Here is a 24,610-nt window from a genome sequence, read left to right as displayed (position 1 = left end):
AGCAGTTGTCTTGAAATGGTTCAGGCGGCCTGCGTGGCGGCGGCGGCGCGGGGTGGCTCGCCATGCCGCTGCACCAGCGTCCACGCCACCGTGGCCACGCCGATGCTGCACAGCCCGATCCCCAGCGTCAGCGGGTAGACGGTGCCGTCGAGGTGCTTGCCGAGCCACAGGCCGACGGCCAGCGCGCTGAGCGTCATGCCGAAGCCCGACAGCGAGGCCGCGGTGCCGGCCTTCTCGGGGAACGGGCCGACCGCGCCGGCCTGCCCGCAGGGTTGGTGGATGCCGTGGCCGAGCGCGTACAGCCACTGCGGCAGCACGATCGCCCACACCTCGTGCACGCCGGCCAGGCTCAGCGCGGCCATCGTCACGCCGCCGCCGAGCGTGAAGCCGCCGCCGACCGCCACCGCGCGGCGCAGCCCGTGCGACGCCAGCAGCCGCCGGCACAGCAGCGTGCCCAGCGTGTACGCCAGCGAGTTGCTCAGCATGATCACGCCATAGCCGACGCGCGAGGTGCCGAGCACCTCGATGAACACGAACGACGAGCCGGCCAGCAGGAAGAACAGCCCGCCGTAGGTGAAGGCCGACAGCGCGGCCCAGGCCTGGAAGGTCGGGTGGCGCAGCACGCTGCCCCAGTTGCGCAGCAGCGGGCCGAGCCGCGTCGCGCCGGCATTCAGCACCGGCACCGTCTCGTCGAAGCGCGACGCGATGAAGGCCAGCGTCAGCGCGCCGAACACCGCCGGCGCCATCAGCGCCGCATGCCAGCCCAGGTGCTGCGCCAGCAGGCCACCGATCACCGGGCTCGCCATCGCGATCACGCCCAGGCCGCTCAATGCGCGCGACATCACGCGGGCGCCTTCGTGCGGCGCGTACAGGTCGCGGATGATCGAGCGGCCGCAGGTCACTGCCGCCGCCATCGCCGCGCCCTGCAGCGCGCGCCACCACACCAGCCAGCCGATAGCCGGCGCGAGCGCGCTCAGCACGCTGGCCACGGTGTACAGCGCGAGTCCGGCCAGCAGCACCGGCCGGCGGCCGAAGCGGTCGGCCAGCGGCCCGCACACCAGCTGCGCGAGGCCGAAGCAGATGATCAGCGCCGACAGCGTCAGCTGGGCCGCCGACACCGGCGCGTCGAGCGCGCGCGTCAGCATCGGCAGGGCCGGCAGGTACAGGTCGGTCGTGACCGGCTGGATCCCGAGCAGCAGGATCAGCGAGAGCACCACCACGGCGGGGCTCATCGAATGGCGGGAAGGGGTCACGGCGGCATGAAGGGGAGGCGCGCGCGGTACGACACGCACCGGCGCAGACCCGGAGCCTATCAGGCTCGCGCCGCGGATACGCAGACCTTCGGCCGGCTTGCTACGATGGCCCGTCGCGCCCACCGGCGCCGCCCCGACCCGCCGGAGATCCCGCATGCGCCCTGCCACCCGTGTTCCGTCCTTCGCGTTGTCCGCCGTGTTGTCCGCGAGCCTCGCGCTGGCCGGTGCGCCGGCGCATGCGTTGACGATCGGCACCGAGCAGGTCGCCGAAAGCGAGGGCATCGTCAGCGGCGCCGCGCAGCGCGAGCGCCTGCTGGCGGCGCTGCAGCGCGACGACGTCGCCCGCGCGCTGGCCGAACGCGGCGTCGACCTCGACCAGGCGCGCCTGCGCGTCGCCGCGCTGAGCGATGCCGAGGCGGCGCGGCTGGGGGCCGAGATCGACCGCGCGCCGGCCGGCGCCAACGACATCGTCGGCTCGCTGATCTTCGTGCTGGTGCTGCTGCTGATCACCGACATCCTCGGCTACACCAAGGTGTTCCCGTTCACGCGGCCGATCCGCTAGGGCGATGCGCGCCGCGTGGCTGGCGCTGAGCCTCGTCCTCACCGGCTGTGCGGTGCAGACCGCCGCGCTGCGCGACCACCCGCCTGCCGACCTGCCGCCCGTCGCCGAGTTGCGCGCGACGCCGTTCTTCCCGCAGACCGACCACCAGTGCGGCCCGGCGGCGCTGGCCACTGCGCTCGGCGCGGCCGGCATCGCGGTCGATCCGGTCGCGCTGGCCGACGAGGTCTTCGTGCCGGCGCGTGCCGGCAGCCTGCAGACCGAGATGCTGGCCGGCGCACGCCGCCACGGCGCGGTCGCGACGCGCATCCCCGGCGAGCTCGATGCGCTGCTGCGCGAGGTGGCGGCCGGCCACCCGGTCGTCGTGCTGCAGAACCTCGGGCTGTCGTTCGTGCCGCTGTGGCACTACGCGGTCGTCGTCGGGCACGACCTGCCACGCGGCGAGCTGCTGCTGCGCTCCGGCCGCACCGAGCGCGAGCGCCTGCCGCTGTCGACCTTCGAGCACACCTGGGGCCGCTCCGGCTTCTGGGCCTTCGTCGCGCTGCCGCCGGGCGACTGGCCGGCCACCGCGCACGCAGAAGCTGCCATCGAGGCGGCCGTCGGCTTCGAGCGCAACGCACCGCCGGCGGTGGCGGCCGGCGTGTATGCGTCGGCGCTGCGGCGCTGGCCGGGCACGCTGAGCCTGCAGATCGGCTGGGGCAACACGCTGCGTGCGAGCGGCAAGGTGGCGCAGGCCGCCGACGTGTTCCGCGCTGCCGCCGAGCAGCACCGCAGCGCGCCGGCCTTCATCAACTTGTCCGATGCGCTGCTGGCGCTCGGCCGGCGCGACGCCGCGGTGCAGGCGGCGCGGGCCGCGCTCGCGCTGCACGACCGCTGGCAGACACAGGCGCAACAGGCGCTCGACGAGGCGTTGCAAACCGCACACTGACCACGCATTCCAGGGGGCGCAGTTTCACTCAGATGGGGGGTCGTTACCAGGGTGTCGGGACGCGCTTTGACTTTACATTGCTTCACTGGAAAGACACGGAGGATCACAGGCCGCACTCGGGCGGGCTCGACCCCGTTGTCGACGGCGTCCTGCGATGAGCGCAAATTCCTGGCTGCAACGCTTCACTCCCCGCACCGAGGCGCGAGCCCGGCTGTACTGCTTCCACCATGCCGGTGTCGGCGCCGCCGTGTACCGGCCGTGGCTGGCCGGCCTGCCGGCCGAACTGGAGCTGGTCGCGGTGCAGCTGCCCGGCCGCGCGAACCGGCTCGACGAGCCGCCGATCGCGCGCATGGCCACGCTGGTCGACGCGCTGCTGCCGGCGTTGCGCGCGGACTTCGACGGCAAGCCGTTCGCGTTCTTCGGCCACAGCATGGGCGCGGTGCTCGCCGCCGAAATGGCGCGTGCGCTGCAACAGCACGGCGCGCCGGTGCCGCAGCAGCTGATCGTGTCGGGCCGCCGCCCGCCGCACTGGCCGTCGAACGACGCCCCGCTGCACCGCCTGCCGGACGACGCCTTCGTCGCCGAGATCCAGCGCCGCTACGGCGGCATTCCCGCCGAGGTGCTGCAGCATGCCGACGTGATGGCGCTGCTGCTGCCCAGCCTGCGCGCCGACATCGCCGCGCTCGAGACGCACCAGCCGCCGGCCGGCCGCGCGCCGCTCGACTGCGCGTTGTCGGTGTTCGGCGGCAGCGACGATCCGCTGACGCCGCGCGAGCACCTGGACGGCTGGCGCGGCGAGACGCGCGGCCCGTTCCGCGTGCGGGTGTTCCCCGGCGACCACTTCTACCTGGCCGGCCGGCGCGACGCGCTGCTGGCCGACCTGTCGGTGACGCTGGCGCCGCTCTGGGCAGCGTCTCCGACCTTCGCCTGACCCCGAGGCCCCGATGCACGCCGACGACCACGACACGCCAGCCGCCGCTGCTGCTGTCGCTGTCGTCGGCATCGGCTGCCGCTTCCCCGGCGGCGTCAACGACCCGGCCAGCTTCTGGTCGCTGCTGAGCGAAGGCCGCGACGCGATCGCCGAGATCCCGGCGAGCCGCATCGACCTCGGCCACTACCACGACCCGCGCCCCGCGACGCCGGGCCGCATCATGACGCGCTGGGGCGGCTTCCTCGACGGTATCGACCAGTTCGACGCCGGGTTCTTCGGCATCTCGCCGCGCGAGGCCGAGCGGCTCGACCCGCAGCAGCGGCTGCTGCTCGAGACGGCCTGGGAGGCGCTGGAAGACGCTGGCCAGGACGTCTCGCGCATCGATGCCGACCGCGCCGGCGTCTACGTCGGCCAGTGGCTCGGCGATTTCGAGGCCCGGCTGTTCAGCGACCCCGAGGCGGTCGACTTCTACATGACCACCGGCAGCGGGCGCTATGCGTCGTCGGGCCGGCTGTCGTATGCGCTTGGGCTGCGCGGCCCGAGCCTGACGCTCGACACCGCCTGCTCGTCGTCGCTCGCGGCGATCCACCTCGCGGCGCGCGCGGTGCGGCACGGCGAATGCACGCTGGCGATCGCCGGCGGCGTCAACATCATCCTGCAGCCGCACATCAGCATCGCGTACTCGCAGAGCCGCATGATGGCGCCCGACGGCCGCTGCAAGTTCGGCGATGCGCGCGGCGACGGCTACGTGCGCAGCGAGGGCGCGGGCCTGGTCGTGCTGAAGCCGCTGGCGCAGGCGCGGGCCGACGGCGACCGCATCTACGCGCTGATCCGCGGCAGCGCGGTCAACAACGACGGCCACGGCAGCGGCTCGATGGGCACGCCGAGCCGCAGCGGGCAGCAGGCCCTGCTGCGCAGCGCCTACCGCGATGCCGGGCGACCGGCGGCCGAGGTCGGCTATGTCGAGGCGCACGGCACCGGCACGCGGGCCGGCGATCCGGTCGAGCTGGGCGCGCTGTCCGATGTGCTCGGCGAAGGCCGTGCGAGCGGCGCGCGCGCCGCGGTCGGTTCGGTGAAGACCAACGTCGGCCACACCGAAGGTGCGGCCGGCGTGGCGGGCTTCATCAAGGCGGTGCTCGCGCTGCAGCACCGGCAGATCCCGGCCAGCCTGCATTGCGTTGAGCCGAACCCGGCGATCCCGTGGGCGCAGATGCCGGTCGAGGTCGCCCGCGCGGCGCGGCCGTGGCCGGCCGATGCGCCGCTGGCCGGCGTCAGCGCGTTCGGCATCGCGGGCACGAATGCTCACGTCGTGCTGGAAGGGGCACCGCAACACGAGACGGGCGGCGCCGAGTCCACCGTGCCGCTGTTGGTTCTGTCGGCACGCAGCGAGGCGGCCTTGCGCGCGCTGGCGCTGCGCTACGCCGCGCTGCTGACCGATGGCGCACCGCTGGCGGATGTCTGCTGGAACGCCGCGACGCGCCGCAGCGCGCTGGAGCGCCGAGCGGCCTTCGTTGCCGATGACGGCCTGGCAATGGCCGCCGCGCTGAAGCGGTATGCCGATGGCGAGGCGGCGGCGGCCGAGGGTGTCGCGCCGTCGGAGCGCCCGAAGATCGCCTTCGTCTGCCCCGGCCAGGGCGCGCAGTGGACCGGCATGGCGCGCGAGCTGATGGCCCGCGAGCCGGTGTTCCGCGCCGCGCTCGACGCCTGCGACGATGCGGCCCGACCGTTCGTCGAGTGGTCCATCGTCGAGCAGCTCGCCGCCGAGCCGGGCAGCCCCGCGTACCGCCTCGACCAGATCGACGCGATCCAGCCGGTTCTCGTTGCCCTCGCGTGGGCCTATGCGGCGCTGTGGCGCTCGCTTGGCGTCGAGCCCGACGCGGTGGTCGGCCACAGCATGGGCGAGGTCGCCGCAGCCGCGGTGGCTGGCATGCTGAGCCTGCCGCAGGCGATGCGCATCATCTGCCGCCGCAGCACGCTGATGCGCCGCACCAGCGGGCAGGGCGCGATGGCGCTGGTCGAACTCAGCATGGCCGACGCGCAGGCGCGCATCGCCGGCCACGAGGCCCAGGTCGCGGTGGCTGTCAGCAACAGCCCGCGCTCCAGCGTGATCTCCGGCGATCCGGCCGTCGTGCAGGCGGTGGTCGCGCAGCTCGAATCCGAAGGCGTGTTCTGCCGATTGGTCAAGGTCGACGTGGCATCGCACAGCCCGCAGATGGAGCCGCTCGCCGTCGAACTCGCGGCCGAGCTGCACGACCTGCAGCCGCAACGCACGCCAGCGGCGCTGTATTCGACGGTGCTCGCGCGCCGTGTCGACGGTGCCGAGCTGACCGGCCGCTACTGGGCCGACAACCTGCGCCAGCCGGTGCGCTTCGGCGCGACGGTGCAGCAGATGCTGGCCGATGGGATCTCGGTGTTCGTCGAGCTCGGCCCGCACCCGGTGCTGCTGCCGTCGGTGCAGCAGACGGCGCAGGCGGGCGGGCACGAGGCGACGACGATCGCCTGCGCGCGCCGCGACGAGCCCGAGCTGCCGGCCATCCGCAGCGCGCTTGGCGCGCTGTATTGCGCCGGCGTGCCGCTCGATGGGTCGCGCGTGCTGCCGCGCGGTCGCACGCTGACGCTGCCGACCTACCCGTGGCAGCGCGAGCGCCACTGGATCGCCGCGGCCGACATCGCGCCGGCCGGCGTGCAAGGCCATGGCCCGGTGGTCGACAGCCGGCATCCGGTGCTCGGCGCCGGCATCGCGCTGGCCGGCACGCCGGCGGGTGCGCTGTGGAATGTCTCGCTGGACCCGGCGCGCGTGCCGGCCTGGTTCGCGCACGCGCTGCACGGCAGCGCGGTGCTGCCGGCGTCGGCGTGGCTGGAGCTGTCGCTCGCCGCGGTGCAGGCGCTGGCACCGGGGTCGGGCGTGCAGGGGCTGCGCTTCGAACGAACAATGCACTTGCAGGCCGATGTCGCGAGCGCGTTGCAGCTGCAGGCGGTGGCCGGTGCCGATGGCGCGCTGGCGCTGAGCTTCCAGACCCGCGGCGAGTCCGCATGGACGCTGCATGCGCAGGCCCATGCCGCGCCGCTCGCCGCGGTCGCGCACGACACGACCGCGCCGGCGCGGCTGCGCACGCAACCCGTCGTGAGCGGCGAGCAGCTGTACGCGCGGCTCGACGCGATCGGCGCGAAATTCGGCCCCGTGCTGCACGGCATCGCGCAAGCCTGGTTCGCGCCCGCCGAAGCGCTGGCGCAACTCGCGCCGATGGCCGACGAGCGCTTCGGCATCGCGCCCGCCGCGCTCGACGCCTGCTTCCAGCTGATGGTCACGCTGGCCCCGCCCGGCGAGCTGTGGCTGCCGACGCGGCTCGACGGCGCGCGCCGGTTGCGCGCGCTGTCGGGCACCGGCTGGATCCATGCCCGCGCGACTGCGCCGCAGCGCGATGGCGAGCCGGTGCGTGTCGATGCGGTGTTGTTCGACGAGCAAGGCCCGGTGCTGCAGCTCGACGGCCTGCTGCTCGAACGCCTGGGCGCCGCCGCCCGTGCCGAGGCGGCCGATGCCTTCTATGGGCTCGAGGCGGCCGAGGCCACGCTGGTTCCGCGCCCGCAAGCGCGCGAATGGGCGGTCATCGGCGACCGCGGCGGGCTGGCGCAGGCGCTGCAGCAGCGCGGCGAGACGGTGCACCGGCTGCCCGATGCCGCGGCGTTGTCGACGCTGGTGACCTCGCAGCGCGTCGATGTCGTCGACCTGCGCCCGCTGGACCTGCAAGCCGTCGGCGATGTGCCCGCGCTGCATGCCATCGTGCAGGACGCCCAGGCCGTGATCCGCCTGCCGGCCGGGCATGAACTGCGGCTGTGGCTCGTGACCGCCGGTTCTCTCGCGCAGGCGCCGCTGTCGGGCCTGGCCGCGACGCTGGCGGCCGAGCACGGCGACCGCTTCGGCGGGCTGATCGAACTCGATGGCGCATTGGAATCGCTGATCGATGCGGTGCAGTCCGATGCCGGTTCGTGCACGCTGCGCGGCGGCCGCTGGACGCGCCCGGTGCTGAGGCGCCTGGCACCACAGCCTCAGCTCGCGTTGCCGTGGCGCAGCGACGCGAGCTGCCTGGTGACCGGCGGGCTCGGCGGTGTCGGCCGCCACGTCGCCGGCTGGCTGGCCGCGCAAGGCGTGCGCCACCTGGTCGTGCTGGGTCGCACGCCGTTGCCACCGCGCGAGCAGTGGGCCGCGTCGCCGACCCCGGCCGTGCAGGCGGTGCGCGAACTCGAAGCGCTGGGTGCCAGTGTCGACGTCGCCGCGGTCGACGTCGCCGACGAGGCGGCGCTGTCGGCCTTCCTCGCGCGCCACCGCGCCGAGGGTCGCCCGCCGATCCGCAGCGTGATCCATGCGGCCGGCATCACCGACGACCGGCTGCTGCACGAACTTGATTGCGCATCGCTCGCCGCGGTGCTGGCGCCGAAGCTGCAGGGCGCATGGAACCTGCACCGCGCGCTGCCCGACCTCGATCGGCTGGTGTTCTTCTCGTCGATGGCGGCGCTGATGCCGCAGGCCGGCCAGGCGAGCTATGCCGCGGCGAACGCTTTCCTCGACGCGCTGGCGCGCGAGCGCCGCGCGCAGGGACGGCATGCGCAGAGCATCGGCTGGGGCGTGTGGTCGCAGACCGGCGTGATGCGCGGCGACGGCGGCCGGCGCCAGCTCGACGAGCTGCAGCGCCAGGGCATCGGCGGCTTCGCGCCGTCGCAGGCGCTGGCCCTGCTGGGCGATGCGCTGCGCCAGGACGTGCCGCACCTGCTGGTGATGCCGGTCGACTGGCGCACGATGCGGCGCAGCCTGGGGGCACGCGATGTGGCGTTGCTGCGCGAACTGCTCGCCGACGCGAACGAGCCGGTGGCCGATGCGCCCCTCACCGACAGCAGCGACCCCGCCGAGCGCCGCCGCGCGCTCGACCGCGCGGTGCGCGACGTCGTCGGCCGGGTGCTGAAGCTGACGCCGTCGAAGATCGATGCGCGCAAGCCGCTCGGCACGATGGGCCTGACCTCGCTGATGGCGCTGGAGCTGCGCAACCGGCTGGAGCCGCTGCACGGCAAGCCGCTGTCGGCGACGCTGGCGTGGAACTACCCGACGGTCGATGCGCTGGTGGCCTTCCTGTCGGGCGATCACGAGCCTGCAGCGGCGCCTGCTGCCGTCCCTGCGCCGGAGGCGGTCGCCCCGGTGCTGGACAGCGTCGCCGACCTGTCCGACGACGACGCGGCCCGCCTGCTGCGCAAGAGGCGCTGACGATGAGCGACAAACCCACCCCGCCGCTGACCCAGCTGTCCGCCGTCAAGCTCGCGCTGATGGCCCAGCAGATGCGTGGCCAGAGCGAAGCGCTGATGCGCGCCGACCCGATCGCGATCGTCGGCATGGGCTGCCGCTTCCCGGGCGGTGCCGACAGCCCGGAGCAATTCTGGCAGCTGCTGGTCGACGGCGTCGACGCGGTGCGCGAGGTGCCGGCCGACCGCTGGGATGCCGACGCGCTGTACGACCCGGACCCGTCCGCGCCCGGCAAGTCGGCCACCAAGTGGGGCGGCTTCCTGGACCGCATCGACGGCTTCGATGCCGCGTACTTCGGCATCCTGCCGCGCGAGGCCGAGCGCATGGACCCGCAGCAGCGCCTGTTCCTCGAGGTCGCGATGGAGTCGCTCGACGACGCCGGGCTGACGCGCGAGCGCCTGCGCGGCAGCCGCACCGGCGTCTTCATCGCGAGCTACCACAACGACTACCAGCTGCTCGAATACCGCGACCCGGAAGCGATCGATGCCCGCACGCTGACCGGCACGGTGCACAGCGTGCTGGCCAACCGGCTGTCGTTCCTGCTCGACCTGCGCGGCCCGAGCATCTCGATCGACACCGCCTGCTCGTCGTCGCTGGTCGCGATCCACCTGGCCTGCCAGAGCCTGCGCCACGGCGAGAGCGACATCGCGCTGGCCGGCGGCGTCTCGCTGATGGTCACGCCCGACCTGATGATCTCGCTGAGCAAGGTCGGCTTCATGGCGCCGGACGGCCGCTGCAAGACCTTCGACCAGAGCGCCGACGGTTTCGGCCGCGGCGAAGGCTGCGGCGTGATCGTGCTGAAGCGCCTGGCCGATGCCATCGCCGACGGCGACCGCGTGCTCGGCGTGGTGCGCGGCTCGGCCGTCAACCAGGACGGCCACTCGACGCTGCTGGCCGCGCCGAACGGCCTCGCGCAGCAGGCGCTGATCCGCGAGGCGCTGGCGTCGGCGCAGCTCGCACCCGGGCGCATCGGCTTCATCGAGGCGCACGGCACCGGCACGCCGCTCGGCGACCCGATCGAGGTCGAGGCGCTGGCCGCCACCGTCGGCCGCGCCGATGCCGGCGGCGGCACCTGCTGGCTCGGCGCCGCGAAGGCGAACCTCGGCCACATGGAAGCCGCGGCGGGTGTCGGCGGGCTGATCAAGACGGTGCTCGCGCTGCGCCATGAGCTGATCCCGCGGCAATTGCATTTCACGCAGCTCAACCAGCACCTGTCGCTGGCCGGCACGCGGCTGCAGGTGGCCGCGCGGCCGGTGCCGTGGCCGGCAGGGTCACAGACGCGCTGCGCCGGCACCAGCTCGTTCGGCGTCGGCGGCACCAATGCGCACGTGATCGTCGAAGAGGCGCCGCGCCTGCCGACCGATGCAGCGGCCGCGGACGGCGAGCCGCGGCTGCTGCACCTGTCGGCACAGAGCGAGCCGGCGTTGCGTGCGCTGGCGCAGGCCTGGACCGAGTTCCTGCCGCGCAGCCCGGCCCGCCTGGCCGACCTGTGCCACACCGCCGGCGCGCGCCGCTCCGCGCTCGACCACCGGCTCGCGCTGGTCGGCCGCACGCGCGAGGAGCTGGCGGCGCGGCTGTCGGATTACCTGCGCAACGAGGTCTCGCCGGGTGCGGTGGCCGGCCGCGTGCCGGCCGAAGGCGTGCCGCGCCTGGCGTTCGTGTTCAGCGGGCAGGGGCCGCAATGGTTCGCGATGGGCCGCGAGCTGACCGCGTCGGAGCCGGTGTTCCGCGACGTGATCGACGCCTGCGATGCGCTGCTGCAGCCGCTGGCCGGCTGGTCGCTGCGTGCCGAGCTGGCGAAGGACGAAGCGCGGTCGCGGCTCGCCGACACCGAGGTCGCGCAGCCGGCGCTGTTCGCGATCCAGGTCGCGCTGGCCGCGCTGTGGCAGCACTGGGGCATCGTGCCCGACGGCGTCGTCGGCCACAGCGTCGGCGAGATCGCCGCCTTGCATGTCGCCGGCGTGCTGGGCCTGGCCGATGCGGTGCGCGTCGTCTGCCAGCGCGGTCGCGTGATGCAGCAGGCCACCGGCAGCGGGCGCATGGCGCAGGCGAGCCTGGCGGAAGACGAAGCGCTGCAGCTGCTGAAGCCCTATGGCGACCGGCTCGCGCTCGGTGCCGTCAACGGGCCGCGCAGCATCGTGCTGTCCGGCGAGCCGGCGGCGCTCGACGAGCTGCTGGCGGTGCTGACGCGGCGCGGTATCGCGCACCGGATGCTGCCGGTGCAGTACGCCTTCCACAGCGCGCAGATGGCGCCGTTCCAGCAGGCGCTGGCCGGGCTGCTGGCCGACGTGCCGTCGCAGCCGATGGCGCTGCCGGTCTATTCGACCGTGCTGGGCGGGCTGGCGACCGGGCAGCGCTTCGACGGCGCGTACTTCGGACGCAACGTGCGCGAGCCGGTGCGCTTGCACGCGGCGATCACCGCGATGGCCGGCGACGGCTTCGGCAGCTTCCTCGAGATCGGCCCGCACCCGGTGCTGAGTGCGTCGATCGCCGAGAGCCTGGCCGCGGCCGGTGCCTCGGGCGCGGGCGGGCAGGTGCTGGCCTCGCTGCGGCGCGGCCGGCCGGAGCGCGAATCGCTGCTGCTGGCGGCGGCGGCGCTGCATGTGCACGGCCACACGCTCGATGCCGAGGCGGTGGCCGGCGAGGACGGCGAGGTGGTCGACCTGCCGCGCTACCCGTGGCAGCGCAAGCGCTACTGGCTGCGGCCGACGCCGATGGAGGCTGCAGCGTCGCCGGCACGGCGCGGTGCGCACCCGTTGCTCGGCGCGCGGCTGTCGACGCCGGCGACCTCGGCCACCGTGTTCGATGCGCGGTGGACGGCGCAGCAGGCCGGCGCCTTGCACGAGCACCGCATCGGCGGGCGGCTGCTGATGCCGGCGGCGGCGATGGTCGAGGCCTGCCGCGCGGCGGCCGGCGGCCGCGCGCTGTCGTCGTTCGCGGTCGAGCGGCCGCTGTTCCTGCCGGAGGGCGGTGCGGCGCACTGGCAGCTGATCGTGCGCGACGGGGCGGTCGAGTTGCACCAGGCGCTGGACGATCGGGCGACGGAGGGCGAGGCATGGCAGCGCGTGTGCACCGCGGCGGTGGGCGAGGTGCCGGCACCGGTGCCGCTGCAGGTGACCGGCCCTGCCGTGGCGCTGTCGTCCGCCGACCTCTACGCCGGCTTCGATGCGCTCGGCGTCGCTTTCGGTCCGGCGTTCCGCAACCTGCAGGCGGTGCAGCGCGGCAGCGGGTGGGCGCGGGCCGCGCTGGTGCTGCCGGCCGAGCTCGAATCGCAGGCGGCGGCGTTCGGCCTGCATCCCGCGCTGCTCGACGGCGCGCTGCAGCTGTGTGCGGTTGCCGCGCAAGGCGTGCCGACGACGCTGTGGGCGCCGATGGGCCTCGAGCAGGTCGAGCTGCTGCGGCCCGGCGCGGCGCGGCTGCAGGCCGTGGTGGTGCTTCGCGGCGAGGCCGGTGCCGACATCGACCTCGCGGACGAACACGGGGCTCCGGTCGCACGGCTGCGCGGTGTGCGCTTTGCTGCCACCGATGCACGCACGCTGGCGGGCAGCGTGGGCGATGTGTATGAGCTGCAGTGGGTGGCGGCGACGGACGGCTCGCTGCCCGCTCGCCCCGAGCCTGTCGAAGGGCTGGCCCGCATCGCCACCGAGGCCACTGGCGACTGGCTGCTGCTGTCCGACGACACCGGCGTCGCCGCCGCCCTGCGCGCCTCGCTGCAACGGCATGGCGGCCGTTGCACCGAAGTCGTGGTCGGCGAGCGCTTCCAGCGGCTCGCATCGAACCGCTGGTCGGTCGACCCGCGCGATGCGGCGCAGATGCAGTCGGTCGTCACCGACTGGCGCTCGCACGGCACGCCGCGTGGCGTGGTCGCGCTGTGGAGCCTCGACACGCCGGGTGCCGATCCCCGCGACGCCGACGCGGCCGAGTTGCGCGCCAGCGGCTCGTTGCTGCATGTGCTGCAGGCGCTTGCGGCGGATGCCGAGGCGGCGCCGGTCGCGCTGTGGCTGGTCACGCGCGGCGCGCAGGCGGTGGGGCCGCACGAAGCGCCGCTGTCGTCGGCGGCCGCCGGCGCGTGGGCCTTCCTCGGCGTGCTGGCCGTCGAACACCCGGACATCCCGCTGCGCGCGATCGACATCGACGCGACCGGCATCGAGGCCTTGCAGGCCGAACTGCTGTCATCCGCGCCGCGGCCTCGCGTGGCGCTGCGAGGCCCCACGCGGCACGAGCCGCGACTGGCACGGCGCCATGCGCCGTCGACCGCGGCAGCGCCGTCGCAACGCGTCGAGGTCGCCCGCGCCGGCACGCTCGACGGCCTCGCGCTGCGCCCGCTGGCCGCGCGCCCGTTGAAGCCGGACGAGCTGCGCATCCAGGTGCACGCCGCCGGGCTGAACTTCCGCGACGTGCTGCTCGCGCTCGGCATGTACCCCGGCAGCGGCATTCCGCTCGGGGCCGAATGCGCCGGCATCGTCAGCGAGGTGGGGGCAGCCGTCGACGGCTGGCGCGTCGGCGAGCGCGTGTTCGGCTTCGTGCACGACAGCATGGGCAGCGAGGCGGTCGCGCCGGCCGCGTTCGTCGCGCCGACCCCGCCCGGCCTGTCGAACGAGCAGGCGGCCGCGCTGCCGGTCGCGTTCCTGACCGCCCACCATGGCCTGTTCGGCATCGCCGGGCTGCAGCGCGGCCAGCGCGTGCTGGTGCACGCCGGCGCGGGCGGCGTCGGCATGGCCGCCGTGCAGCTCGCGTTGCGTGCCGGTGCCGAGGTCCATGCCACCGCCGGCTCGCCCGAGAAGCGCGCCCGCCTGCTGGCGATGGGCGTGCGCACGGCGATGGATTCGCGCAGCACCGCGTTCGCCGCCGAACTGATGCGGGCCACCGGCGGTGCCGGCGTCGACGTGCTGCTGAACTCGCTGGCCGGCGACTTCATCCCGGCCGGGCTCGGCGTCGTCGCGCGCGGCGGCTGGTTCCTCGAACTCGGCAAGCGCGACATCTGGACGCCCGAGGCGGTCGACGAGGCCTGCCCGGGCATCCACTACGCCGCTTACGACCTCGGCGACGCGGCGTACGCCGACCCGCGCCTGCTGCGCCCGATGCTGACCGCGCTGCAGGCCGGCCTGCAGGACGGCAGCCTGCAGCCGCTGCCGGTCACCGCGTTCGAACTGGCGGAGGCGGCCGATGCCTTCCGCCACATGGCGCAAGCGAAGCACATCGGCAAGATCGTGCTGCGCATGCCGGGCCGCGTGTCGTTCGAGGTCCGCCCGGACGCGAGCTACCTGGTCACCGGCGGCCTCGGCGCGCTCGGCCTGCACACCGCGCGCTGGCTGCAGCGCGCGGGCGCGCGCCAGCTCGCGCTGCTCGGCCGCCATGCGCCGTCGGCCGAAGCGCAGCAGGCGATCCACGAGATCGAGGCGGCCGGCACGCAGGTGCGTTGCTTCGCCGCCGATGCGGGCGACGGCGCGGCGCTGCAGCGCGTGCTGGAGACGGTGGCCCGCGAGATGGCGCCGCTGCGCGGCATCGTGCATGCGGCCGGCACGCTGGACGACGGCATCGCGCTGCGCCAGCAGTGGCCGCGCTGCGCCGCGGTGCTGCACGGCAAGGCGCGCGCCGCGCAGCACCTGCACGAGCTGACGCGCACGCTGCCGCTGGACTTCTTCGTGATGTATTCGGCCGCCGGCCTGCTGCTCGGCGCGCCGGGCCAGTGCGCCTATGCGGCGGCCAATGCCGAGCTCGACGCCCTGGCGCAGATGCGCCGCGCGCAGGGCCTGCCGGCCTTGAGCGTGGCCTGGGGTCCGTGGGCGCAAGGCGGCATGGCGACGCAGCTCGCGGCCACCGGCCACGACCCGTGGCGCGACCGCGGGCTGCTGCCGATCGAGCCGGCGCACGGCTTCGAGCGGCTCGAACAGCTGCTGCGCGACGGCGCGGTGCATGCCGCGGTGCTGACCATTGACTGGCAGCGCTTCATCGCGACGCTGCCGGCCGGTGTCGATGCGGCATTCTTCGACGGCGTGCTGCCGCGTGCGTCGACCCCGGCGCCGGCCGCCGCCGACGCATCGCCGGCGCAGTCCTCGGTGCTGTCGCGCTTGCAGGCGACGCCCTCCGGCCGGCGCGCCGCGGCGCTCGCGGCCCACCTCACCGAGCGTGCGCTGCAGGTGCTGGGCCTGGAGCCGGGGACGCCGGTCGATCCGAAGACGCCGCTGAAAGACCTCGGCCTCGATTCGCTGATGGCGGTGGAGCTGCGCAACGCGCTGACCCGCTCGATCGGCCGGCCGCTGTCGGCGACGCTGCTGTTCGACTACCCGACCGTCGCGGCACTGACCGCTCACCTGATGCGCCTGCTCGGCCTCGACGAGCCCGCGCCGGCGGCCGCCACCGGCGCCGCGCCCGACACCCCGGCCGACGCCTTGCACGACCTGAGCGACGAAGAAGCCGAAGCGCTGCTGTTGCAGGAACTGGGAGATGCCCGATGACCGACCCGCGCGACGAAGCGCTCAGCCCCGTCAAGCGCGCGCTGCTCGAGATCCGCGAGCTGAAGGCGCAGCTCGCGCGTTCGAACGCCGCGCTGCACGAGCCGATCGCGATCGTCGGCATGGCCCTGCGCCTGCCGGGCGGCGTGGTCGACGCGGCCGGCCTGGCCGACCTGCTGTGGTCGGGCACCGACGCGATCGGCGCGATCCCGCCGGAGCGCTGGAACCTCGACGCGCTGTACGACGCCGACGCCGACGCGCCCGGCAAGATGACCACGCGCTTCGGCGGCTTCATCGACGGCGTCGACCGCTTCGATGCCGAGTTCTTCGGCATCTCGCCGCGCGAGGCCGCCAGCATGGACCCGCAGCAGCGGCTGCTGCTCGAAGTGGCCTGGGAGGCGCTCGAAGACGCCGGCCACGCGCCCGGCGAACTGGCCGCGACGCCGGCCGGCGAGCGCACCGGCGTCTACCTCGGCATCAGCAACAACGACTACGGCCGCGCGCTGTACCGGCACCCCGAGCTGATCGACCCGTACTTCGCGACCGGCAATGCGGCCAGCGTCGCGTCGGGGCGGCTGTCGTACTTCCTCGGCGTGCACGGGCCGGCGGTCGCGGTCGACACCGCCTGCTCGTCGTCGCTGGTCGCGCTGCACCTCGCCTGCCAGGGGCTGCGGCTGAACGAATGCGAGATCGCGCTGGCCGGCGCGGTCAACCTGATCCTGACGCCCGAGATGAACATCAACTTCTCGAAGGCCCGGATGATGGCGCCGGACGGCCGCTGCAAGACCTTCGACGCCGCGGCCGACGGCTATGTGCGCGGCGAAGGCTGCGCGGTGCTGGTGCTGAAGCGGCTGGCCGATGCGCAGGCCGCCGGCGACCGCGTGCTGGCGGTGGTGCGCGGCAGCGCGCTGAACCAGGACGGCCGCAGCGGCGGGCTGACGGCGCCGAACGGCCCGGCGCAGGAAGCGGTGATCAGCGCCGCGCTCGCCGCGGCCCAGGTCCAGGCGCGCCAGATCGGGTATGTCGAAGCGCACGGCACCGGCACGCCGCTCGGCGACCCGATCGAGCTGGGCGCGCTGTCGGCGGTGCTCGGCCGCGGGCGCGATGCGTCGCTGCCGCTGCGCGTCGGCTCGGTCAAGACCAACATCGGCCACCTGGAGGCCGCGGCCGGCCTCGCCGGCGTGGCCAAGGTGGTGCTGTCGCTGCAGCGCGCGCAGATCCCGCCGCACCTGCATTTCACGCAGGGCAATCCGCACATCGACTGGAACTGGCCGGTGCAGGTGCCGACGACGACGACCGACTGGCCCGAGATCGACGGCCGCCGGCTCGCGGGGGTCAGCTCGTTCGGGTTCAGCGGGACCAATGCGCACGTGATCCTCGAAGCTGCGCCCGATTCCGTTCGCCCTGAGCCTGTCGAAGGGCCTGCTCGCACGGCACTGGGGCTTCGACAAGCTCAGCCCGACCCTTCGACAGGCTCAGCGCGAACGGAGTTCGGGGGCGTTGGTGCCATCGACCGTCCGGCCCATGTGCTCGCGCTGTCGGCCCGCGACGATGCGGCGCTGCTGGCCCTCGCGCGCCGCCACGAGGCGCGGCTGCTGCAGCAGGACGACAGCGTCGAAGCCGCCGACCTGTGCTTCAGCGCGAACACCGGCCGCTCGCATTTCTCGCACCGCGTCGCATTGACCGGCGCGAGCCTCGACGAGCTGCGGGCCGGCCTGGCCGGCTTGCTGGCCGGCAGCGACGACCCTGCCATCGCCCGCGGCCAGGTCGAAGGTGCCGCGCGGCCGCAGGTGGCCTTCCTGTTCACCGGCCAGGGCGGGCAGTACGCCGGCATGGGCCGCGACCTGTACGACAGCGCGCCGGTGTTCCGTGCCGCGATGGACGCCTGCGATGCCGCCGCGCGGCCGCACCTGTCGCACCTGGACCGCGGCCTGCTCGACGTGATCTTCACGCCGGCCGGCAGCGGCTCGCCGATCAACGAGACGGTGTGGGCGCAGCCGGTCAACTTCGCGATCGAGGTGTCGCTGGCCGCGCTGTGGCGCTCGTGGGGCATCGAGCCGGTCGCGCTGCTCGGCCACAGCCTCGGCGAGTACGCGGCCGCCTGCGTGTCGGGGCTGTTGTCGCTGGAAGACGGCATCAAGCTCGTGATCGCGCGCGGCCGGCTGACGCACGAGCTGCCGGCCGACGGTGCGATGGCGGCGGTGTTCGCGCCCGAGGCCGTCGTGCAGGCCGAGTTGGCGCACGGCCCGTCGTCGCTGACGATTGCCGCGTACAACGGCCCCGAGCATTTCGTGATCAGCGGCCCGCGCAACGCGGTCGATGCCGCGACGCAGCGGCTCGAAGCGGCCGGTGTGCGCGTCAAGCTGCTGCGCGTGCCGCATGCGGCGCATTCGGCGCTGATCGAGCCGGTGCTGCCGGCGTATCGCAGCGTGCTGGAGACGGTGGCCTTCCACGAGCCGCGCATCGCGCTGGTCTCGAACGTCACCGGTGCGCCGGCCGGCCCGGGCGAGATCGGCCGCGTCGACTACTGGCTGACGCACATGCGCCAGCCGGTGCGTTTTGCGCAGGCGCTGCAAGGGCTGCTGGCGCAGGGCATCACGCATTTCATCGAGGTCGGGCCGCACCCGGTGCTGCTGGGGATGGGGGCCGAGTGCGCCGCGGGGGCCGAGGTCGAATGGCTGCCGTCGCTGCACCGCGAACGCCCCGACTGGACCGACCTGCTCGCGAGCCTGCAACGCCTCTACGTGGCCGGTGCCGACGTGAACTGGGCTGCCTTCGACGCGCCGTACCGCCGCCGCCGCGTCGCGCTGCCGACCTACCCGTTCCGCGCGAAGCGGCACTGGATGGACATCGTCGGTGACGGCCCGGCGCCCGGGGTCGATGCGGCACAGCGCTGGTCGCGCGTCAGCGCTGCGCTGTCGCGCCAGGCCGAACGCGGCCCGCTCGACCTGAATGCCGCGTCGTACCCGGCGAAGTGGGACTGCCTGGCGCGCGTCACCAGCGCGCATGCCGCCCACACGCTGCGCGAAGCGGGGTTGTTCCTGCAGGCCGGCGAATCGCACACGCTCGACGGCCTGATGCAGCGCAGCGGCATCGGCGCGAGCTACCGGCACCTGGTGTCGCGCTGGCTCGACAGCCTGGCCGACGCCGGCACGCTGCGGCGCGCGGGCGATGCCTTCGTCGCCGACGAGGCGCTCGCCGCACCGCCACTGGCCGCGCTGTGGGCCGAGGCCGAGCGCCTGTTCGCCGACAACCAGCCGCTGCTCGCGTACGTGCGCCACTGCGGCGGGCTGGTGGCGCCGGTGCTGCTCGGCCGCGAGAGCCCGCTCGAGACCCTGTTCCCCGGCGGCTCGTTCGAACTCGCCGAGAACCTGTACGAGCGCTCGGCGACGATGCGCTACATCAACGGCCTCGCCGCCGCCGCGTTCGAGACGCTGGCCGCCACCGTGCCGGCGAGCCGCGCGCTGCGCGTGCTGGAGGTCGGCGCCGGCACCGGCGGCACCAGCTCGGCCGTGCTGGCGGCCTTGCCGGCCGAGCGCGCGCAGTACCACTTCACCGATGTCTCCGACGTGTTCCTCGACCGCGCCCGCGAGCGCTTCGCGGGCTACCCGTTCGTGCGCTTCGGCCGCTTCGACATGGACGCCGATCCGCAGTCGCAGGGCTGGGCGCCGGGCAGCGTCGACGCGATCGTGTCGGCCAACGCGGTGCATGCGAGCAAGGACCTGCGCGCTGCGCTGAAGCGGCTGCGCGAACTGCTCGCACCGGGCGGCATGCTGGTGCTGGTCGAATCGACGACCCACTTGCCGTGGTTCGACATGACGACCGGGCTGATCGAAGGCTGGCAGCACTTCGCCGACGACCTGCGCGGCGACAACCCGCTGCTGCCGCCGGCGCGCTGGATCGAGGCCTTGCGCGAGGCCGGCTTCGACGAGGCGAGTGCGTGGCCGCCGGCCGGTTCGCCGGCCGAGGCGCTGGGCCAGCATGTGATCGTCGCGCGCGTGCCGGGCGAGGCGATGGGCGCGGCGGTGTCGGCCGATGCCGCGGTGGACGCCGCGCCGCAACGCGCCGCCGCCGCACCGGCCGAGCTCGCGCAGGCCTTCCGCCAGCGCTTGCAGGACGCGATGGCCGGCGAGCGCAGCGAGCTGATGCGCGACTTCGTCCGCGAGCGCGTCGTGCGCGTGCTGCGGCTCGACGCCACCGAGGCGCCCGGCCGCGCCGACCGGCTGATGGACATCGGCTTCGATTCGCTGATGGCGGTGCAGCTGCGCAACCAGCTCGGCAGCGGGCTCGGGCTCGACAAGCCGTTGCCGGCGACGCTGATGTTCGACCACCCGACGATCGACGCGCTGGCGCTGCACCTGCTCGATCGCGTGATGCCGAAGGCCGCACCGGTTGCGGCCGACAAGACCGCGCCGGCCGGGGTGGCGCAGGATGCGTCGGTCGAGGCGGTCGCGGCGATGAGCGATGCCGAGATCGAAACCTTGTTGATGAGCCGATTGGAGGGGTCTTGAGCAGTCCTGCCGCCGACACCCCCTCGCTGACGCCGCTGCAGCGCGCGTTCCTCGCGTTGCAGCAGGCGCAGGCGAAGGTCGCCGCGCTCGAAGGCGCGGCCCGCGAGCCGATCGCGATCATCGGGCTCGGCTGCCGCGTGCCCGGCGGCGGCGTCGATGGCGACAGCTTCTGGCGGCTGATGCGCGACGGCGTCGACGCGACCGGCCCGCTGCCGCGCGACCGCTGGGATGTCGACGCGCTGTACGACCCCGACCCCGAGGCGCCCGGCCGCATCGCGACGCGCGGCGGCGGCTTCCTCGGCCCGGTCGACGGCTTCGATCCGGCCTTCTTCGGCATCACCCGCCGCGAAGCGCAGGGCATGGACCCGCAGCAGCGGCTGGTGCTCGAAGTCGCCTGGGAGGCGCTGGAGAACGCCGGCCAGGCGCCCGACCGGCTGGAGCGCTCAGCGACCGGCGTGTACGTCGGCGTCTGCGCCAACGACTATGCGCAGATGCAGCTGGAGACGCGCGACCGCGGGCTGCTCGATGCGCACTTCGCATCGGGCATCGCGCACAGCATCGCGTCGGGCCGGCTGTCGTACCTGCTCGGGCTGCAGGGGCCGAGCGTCACGCTCGACACCGCCTGCTCGTCGTCGCTGGTCGCGCTGCACCTGGCCTGCCAGGCGCTGCGGGCACGCGACTGCCGCATGGCGCTGGCCGGCGGCGTGAACCTGATCCTGTCGCCGGACCTGTACATCGCGCTGTCGCATTCGCGCATGCTGTCGCCGGAGGGCAAATGCAGGACCTTCGACGCGGCCGCCGACGGCTTCGCGCGCGGCGAGGGCTGCGGCGTGGTGGTGCTGAAGCGGCTCGGCGATGCGCAGGCCGACGGCGACCGCATCCTCGCGGTGGTGCGCGGCAGCGCGGTCAACCAGGACGGCCCGAGCAGCGGGCTGACCGCGCCGAACGGCCCGGCGCAGCAGGCGGTGATCCGCGAGGCGCTGGCGCGGGCCGGCATCGCGCCGCACGAGGTCGGGTATGTCGAGGCGCACGGCACCGGCACGCAGCTCGGCGATCCGCTGGAGGTGCAGGCGCTCGGCGCGGTGTTCTCCGAAGGACGGGCCGCATCGCAGCCGCTGTGGATCGGCTCGGTGAAGACCAACCTCGGCCACCTGGAAGCGGCAGCCGGCGTCACCGGGCTGATCAAGCTGGTGCTGTCGCTGCAGCGGCAGCAGATCCCGGCGCACCTGCACTTCAAGACGCCGAGCCCGCACATCGCGTGGGGCGACCAGCCGCTGAAGGTGCCGACCGCGCTGATGCCGTGGGAGGCGATCGGCGGGCGGCGCATCGCGGGCGTGAGTTCGTTCGGGTTCAGCGGGACGAATGCGCATGTGGTGGTGGAAGAGGCGCCGTCTCCCCCCGTTCGCCCTGAGCCTGTCGAAGGGCCGGCTCGCATGGCACCAGGGCTTCGACAAGCTCAGCCCGAACGGAGTGCTGCTCAGCCTCAATGGAGTGCTGCTCAGCCCGAACGGAATGCCGCTCAGCCCGACCCTTCGACAGGCTCAGGGCGAACGGAGGGTGGGGCCGTTCACCTGTTCATCGTGTCCGCCCGCGACGAAGCCTCGCTCGCCGACACCGCACGCCGCTTCGCCACCTCGCTGGCCGGCCGCCCCGACAGTGAGCTGCCCGACCTCTGCTACACCGCCGCCGTCAGCCGCGCGGGCTTCGCGCAGCGCGCCACCGTGCTGGCGCGTTCGGTTGCCGAGCTGTGCGAACGCCTGCTGGCGCTCGCCGACGGCCGCGAGGCCGACGGCGTGCAGACCGCCCGCGTGACCCGGCGCGACCCGGCGCGCATCGCCTTCCTGTTCACCGGCCAGGGCGCGCAATACGCCGGCATGGCGCGCGCGCTCTACGCGCAGCAGCCGGTGTTCCGCGCTGCGCTCGACGAGTGCGCACAGGCCCTCATCGGCGTGCTGCCGCGGCCGCTGCTCGACGTGATCTTCGACGACACCACTGCGATCGACGAGACGCGCTACACCCAGCCGGCGCTGTTCTCGGTCGAGATCGCGCTCGCGAAACTCTGGGCCGCCTGGGGCATCGCGCCCGATGTCGTGATCGGCCATTCGGTCGGCGAGTACGCCGCGGCCTGCGTGGCCGGCGTGATGACGCTGCCGCAGGCGCTGGCCCTGATCGCCGAGCGCGGCCGGCTGATGCAATCGCTGCCGGCCGGCGGCGCGATGGCGGCGGTCTTCGCGGCCGAGGCCGACGTCGCCGAAGCGGTCGCGCCGTTCGCCGCGCAGCTGTCGATCGCGGCCGTCAACGCACCGTCCCAGACGGTGATCTCCGGCAGCGCGGCCGCGGTCGACGCGGTCTGCGAGCGCTTCGGCGCGCGCGGCGTGCGCTGCCAGAAGCTGCCGGTCTCGCATGCCTTCCATTCGCCGCTGGTCGCTCCGGTGCTCGATGCGTTCGAGACGGCCGCGGCCGCCACCCCGATGGCGCGCCCGCAACTGCGCCTGGTGTCCAACCTCACCGGCCAGCTCGCCGATGCCAGCGCGATCACGCAACCCGCCTACTGGCGCCGCCATGTGCGCGAGGCGGTCCGCTTCGCCGACGGCCTGCGCACGCTGGCCGGGCTGAAGCCGGATGTCTGCATCGAGGTCGGCCCGCACCCGACGCTGCTGAATTTCGCCGCCGACCTGGTCGACGAGCTGCCGGTGCGCGTGCCGACGCTGCGCAAGGGCCGCGTCGATGCCGACCAGCTGGCCGAATCGCTGGCCGCGCTGTTCCTGGCCGGCGCGCCGCTCGACTGGCGCGCCGTCTGGTCGGCCAGCGGCGCCCGGCTCGCCGAACTGCCGCCGACCCCGTTCCGCCGCGAGCGCTGCTGGTTCCAGGCGCGCCCGCCGGTGGCCGCGCGCAGCGGCACGCCGACCGGCCACCCGCTGCTCGGCACGCGGCTGCGCTCGCCGCTGCGCGAGCTCGTGCAGTTCGAGACCACGCTGCGCGGCGACGACCTGCCGTACCTGGCCGACCACCAGGTGCAAGGCCGCGTGATCCTGCCGGCCACCGGCTTCCTGGAAATGGCGCTGGCCGCGAGCCGCATCGTGTCCGGCGCGGCGCGGGCGGTGGCCGATGTCGTGATCTCGGAACCGCTGGTGTTCGCACCGGATGAAGCCCGCACGCTGCAACTGCTGCTGCGGCACGGGGCCGACAGCGGGGCCGACAGCGAGGCCGACACCTTCGAGATCCTGTCGCTCGGCGACGGCGAGCCCGACGACGCCTGGCACACCCACGTGCAGGGCCGCTATGCGGCGATCGACGCATCGCCGTCGCATGAATCGGCGGAAGCGATCCATGCCCGCTGCACCGAATCGATCGATGCCGGCAGCCACTACGCGAACCTCGCCGCGCGCCAGCTGGCGTTTGGCCCTGCGTTGCAAGGCGTGCAGCGCCTCTTGCGGCGCGACGGCGAGGCGCTCGGCGAGATCGCGCTGCCGCCGGCGGCCGGCCGCGCCGACTACGTGATGCACCCGGCGCTGCTCGACGCATCGCTGCAGGTGATGGCCGCCGCGCTGCCGGCGCAGGCCGCCGCGGGCCGCGCGTACCTGCCGCTCGCGATCGGCCGCGTCGCGGTGCACCGCGCGTCTGGCGACCGCTTGAGCAGCCACGTGCGCATCACGCCCGGCGGCAGCGGCGACACGCTGAAGGCCGAGCTGGTGCTGTTCGACACCCACGGCACCGTCGCAACCCTGAATGGCATCGCGCTGCGCGCCGCCACGGCACCGGCGACCGCGGCCGCGAGCGAGCCGGTCTACCGCATCGCGTGGGAGCCGGTGCCCGATGCCGGCTGGCTGCCGACGCCGGCCGAGCTGGCCGCGCAGGCCGGGCCGCGGCTCGACGACCTGTCGCGCGAGCACGACCTGGCCGACTACCAGCAGGCTTTCGTCGCGCTCGAAGCGCTGAGCGCGGCCTGGATCGCGCGCGCGCTCGGCGAACTCGGCTGGTCGCCGGCGCCCGGCGAACGCGTGCAGGCCGACGAACTGGCGCGGCGCCTGAAGCTCGCGCCGCGCTACCACCGGCTGCTGCCGCGGCTGCTCGCGATCCTGGCCGAGGACGGCTGGCTGCGCGCCGACGGTGGCGATGACCGTGGTGGCTTCACCGTCGCGAACTGGCATTCGGTGTCCGACCCAGCCCAGCGCGTCGCGCCGCTGCTGCAATGCCACCCGGCCTCGCGCCCGCGCATCCTGCTCACCGCGAACTGCGGCGCGGTGCTGGCCGACATCCTGGCCGGCCGCGCCGATCCGCTGCACCAGCTGTTCCCGAACGGCTCGGCCGAACTGGCCGAGGCGCTGTACCGCGATGCCCCCGAGGCCAAGGCCTACAACCAGCTGCTGCGCGAGACGGTGCGCGTCGCGCTCGCGCGGCTGCCGGCGGGGCAGAAGCTGCGCATCCTCGAGGTGGGTGGCGGCACCGGTGGCAGCACCGCGTGGGTCGCGCCGATGTTGCCGGCCGACCGCTGCGACTACCTGTTCACCGACCTCGGCCCGCTGATGGTGGCCCGCGCCCGCGAGCGCTTCGGGCTGCACCCGTTCATGCGCTTCCAGCCGCTGGACCTCGAAGGCTCGCTGGCGACCCAGCTGGCCGGGCAGCACTTCGACATCGTCATCGCGGCCAACGTGATCCACGCGACCGCCGACCTCGGCCGCA

Annotated in this window: 8 protein-coding genes (1 of these 8 only partly in view); 7 read left to right on the top strand and 1 reads right to left on the bottom strand. The window is 74.1% G+C overall.

Annotated features, from left to right (window positions below; genetic code table 11):
- Positions 1 to 20 precede the first annotated feature (20 nt).
- A complete protein-coding gene (locus tag ASC98_RS10930) occupies positions 21 to 1,232 on the bottom strand; it encodes a multidrug effflux MFS transporter (RefSeq protein WP_056809368.1) in 1,212 nt (403 codons plus the stop codon).
- Positions 1,233 to 1,407: 175 nt separating this feature from the next.
- Between ASC98_RS10930 and ASC98_RS10925 the strand changes: the two genes are divergently transcribed.
- The 7 genes from ASC98_RS10925 to ASC98_RS10895 all read left to right on the top strand — a co-directional run.
- Complete coding sequence (locus ASC98_RS10925; protein WP_056809365.1) at positions 1,408 to 1,815, top strand: PA2779 family protein; 408 nt, start codon at positions 1,408 to 1,410, stop codon at positions 1,813 to 1,815.
- A gap of 4 nt (positions 1,816 to 1,819) precedes the next feature.
- On the top strand, positions 1,820 to 2,740 hold the full coding sequence (locus ASC98_RS10920) for a PA2778 family cysteine peptidase (RefSeq protein ID WP_056809363.1): 921 nt from the start codon (positions 1,820 to 1,822) through the stop codon (positions 2,738 to 2,740).
- Positions 2,741 to 2,894: 154 nt separating this feature from the next.
- Positions 2,895 to 3,671 carry a thioesterase II family protein gene (locus ASC98_RS10915; protein ID WP_056809362.1) on the top strand — a complete coding sequence of 259 codons (777 nt, stop codon included), beginning with the start codon at positions 2,895 to 2,897 and terminating at the stop codon, positions 3,669 to 3,671.
- 13 nt (positions 3,672 to 3,684) lie between these two features.
- Entirely contained in the window at positions 3,685 to 8,925 is a 5,241-nt protein-coding gene (locus tag ASC98_RS10910) for a type I polyketide synthase (protein ID WP_056809360.1), read from the top strand.
- Between the two features lie 2 nt (positions 8,926 to 8,927).
- Positions 8,928 to 15,419 (top strand): type I polyketide synthase, encoded by a 6,492-nt coding sequence (locus ASC98_RS10905; protein WP_056809358.1) that lies wholly within the window; start codon positions 8,928 to 8,930, stop codon positions 15,417 to 15,419.
- Complete coding sequence (locus ASC98_RS10900; protein WP_056819941.1) at positions 15,416 to 19,927, top strand: type I polyketide synthase; 4,512 nt, start codon at positions 15,416 to 15,418, stop codon at positions 19,925 to 19,927. The genes ASC98_RS10905 and ASC98_RS10900 overlap by 4 nt, the downstream gene beginning before the upstream one ends.
- Positions 19,924 to 24,610, top strand: the 5' portion of a protein-coding gene (locus ASC98_RS10895) for a type I polyketide synthase (protein WP_056809353.1). Its footprint extends 3,050 nt past the window's final position; only the first 4,687 of its 7,737 coding nucleotides appear in the window; it begins with the start codon at positions 19,924 to 19,926; its stop codon lies beyond the right edge, outside the window. The genes ASC98_RS10900 and ASC98_RS10895 overlap by 4 nt, the downstream gene beginning before the upstream one ends.

Source organism: Rhizobacter sp. Root1238 (genome assembly GCF_001425825.1).
Taxonomy (GTDB): domain Bacteria; phylum Pseudomonadota; class Gammaproteobacteria; order Burkholderiales; family Burkholderiaceae_C; genus Rhizobacter.
Note: the sequence above shows the minus strand (reverse complement) of the source record. Positions and strands in the feature narration are given on the sequence as shown.

Excerpts from the sequence above, each read along its gene's own strand:
- ASC98_RS10930 (WP_056809368.1), bottom strand. The coding sequence starts at position 1,232 with ATGAGCCCCGCCGTGGTGGTGCTCTCGCTGATCCTGCTGCTCGGGATC.
- ASC98_RS10925 (WP_056809365.1), top strand. The coding sequence starts at position 1,408 with ATGCGCCCTGCCACCCGTGTTCCGTCCTTCGCGTTGTCCGCCGTGTTG.
- ASC98_RS10920 (WP_056809363.1), top strand. The coding sequence starts at position 1,820 with ATGCGCGCCGCGTGGCTGGCGCTGAGCCTCGTCCTCACCGGCTGTGCG.
- ASC98_RS10915 (WP_056809362.1), top strand. The coding sequence starts at position 2,895 with ATGAGCGCAAATTCCTGGCTGCAACGCTTCACTCCCCGCACCGAGGCG.
- ASC98_RS10910 (WP_056809360.1), top strand. The coding sequence starts at position 3,685 with ATGCACGCCGACGACCACGACACGCCAGCCGCCGCTGCTGCTGTCGCT.
- ASC98_RS10905 (WP_056809358.1), top strand. The coding sequence starts at position 8,928 with ATGAGCGACAAACCCACCCCGCCGCTGACCCAGCTGTCCGCCGTCAAG.
- ASC98_RS10900 (WP_056819941.1), top strand. The coding sequence starts at position 15,416 with ATGACCGACCCGCGCGACGAAGCGCTCAGCCCCGTCAAGCGCGCGCTG.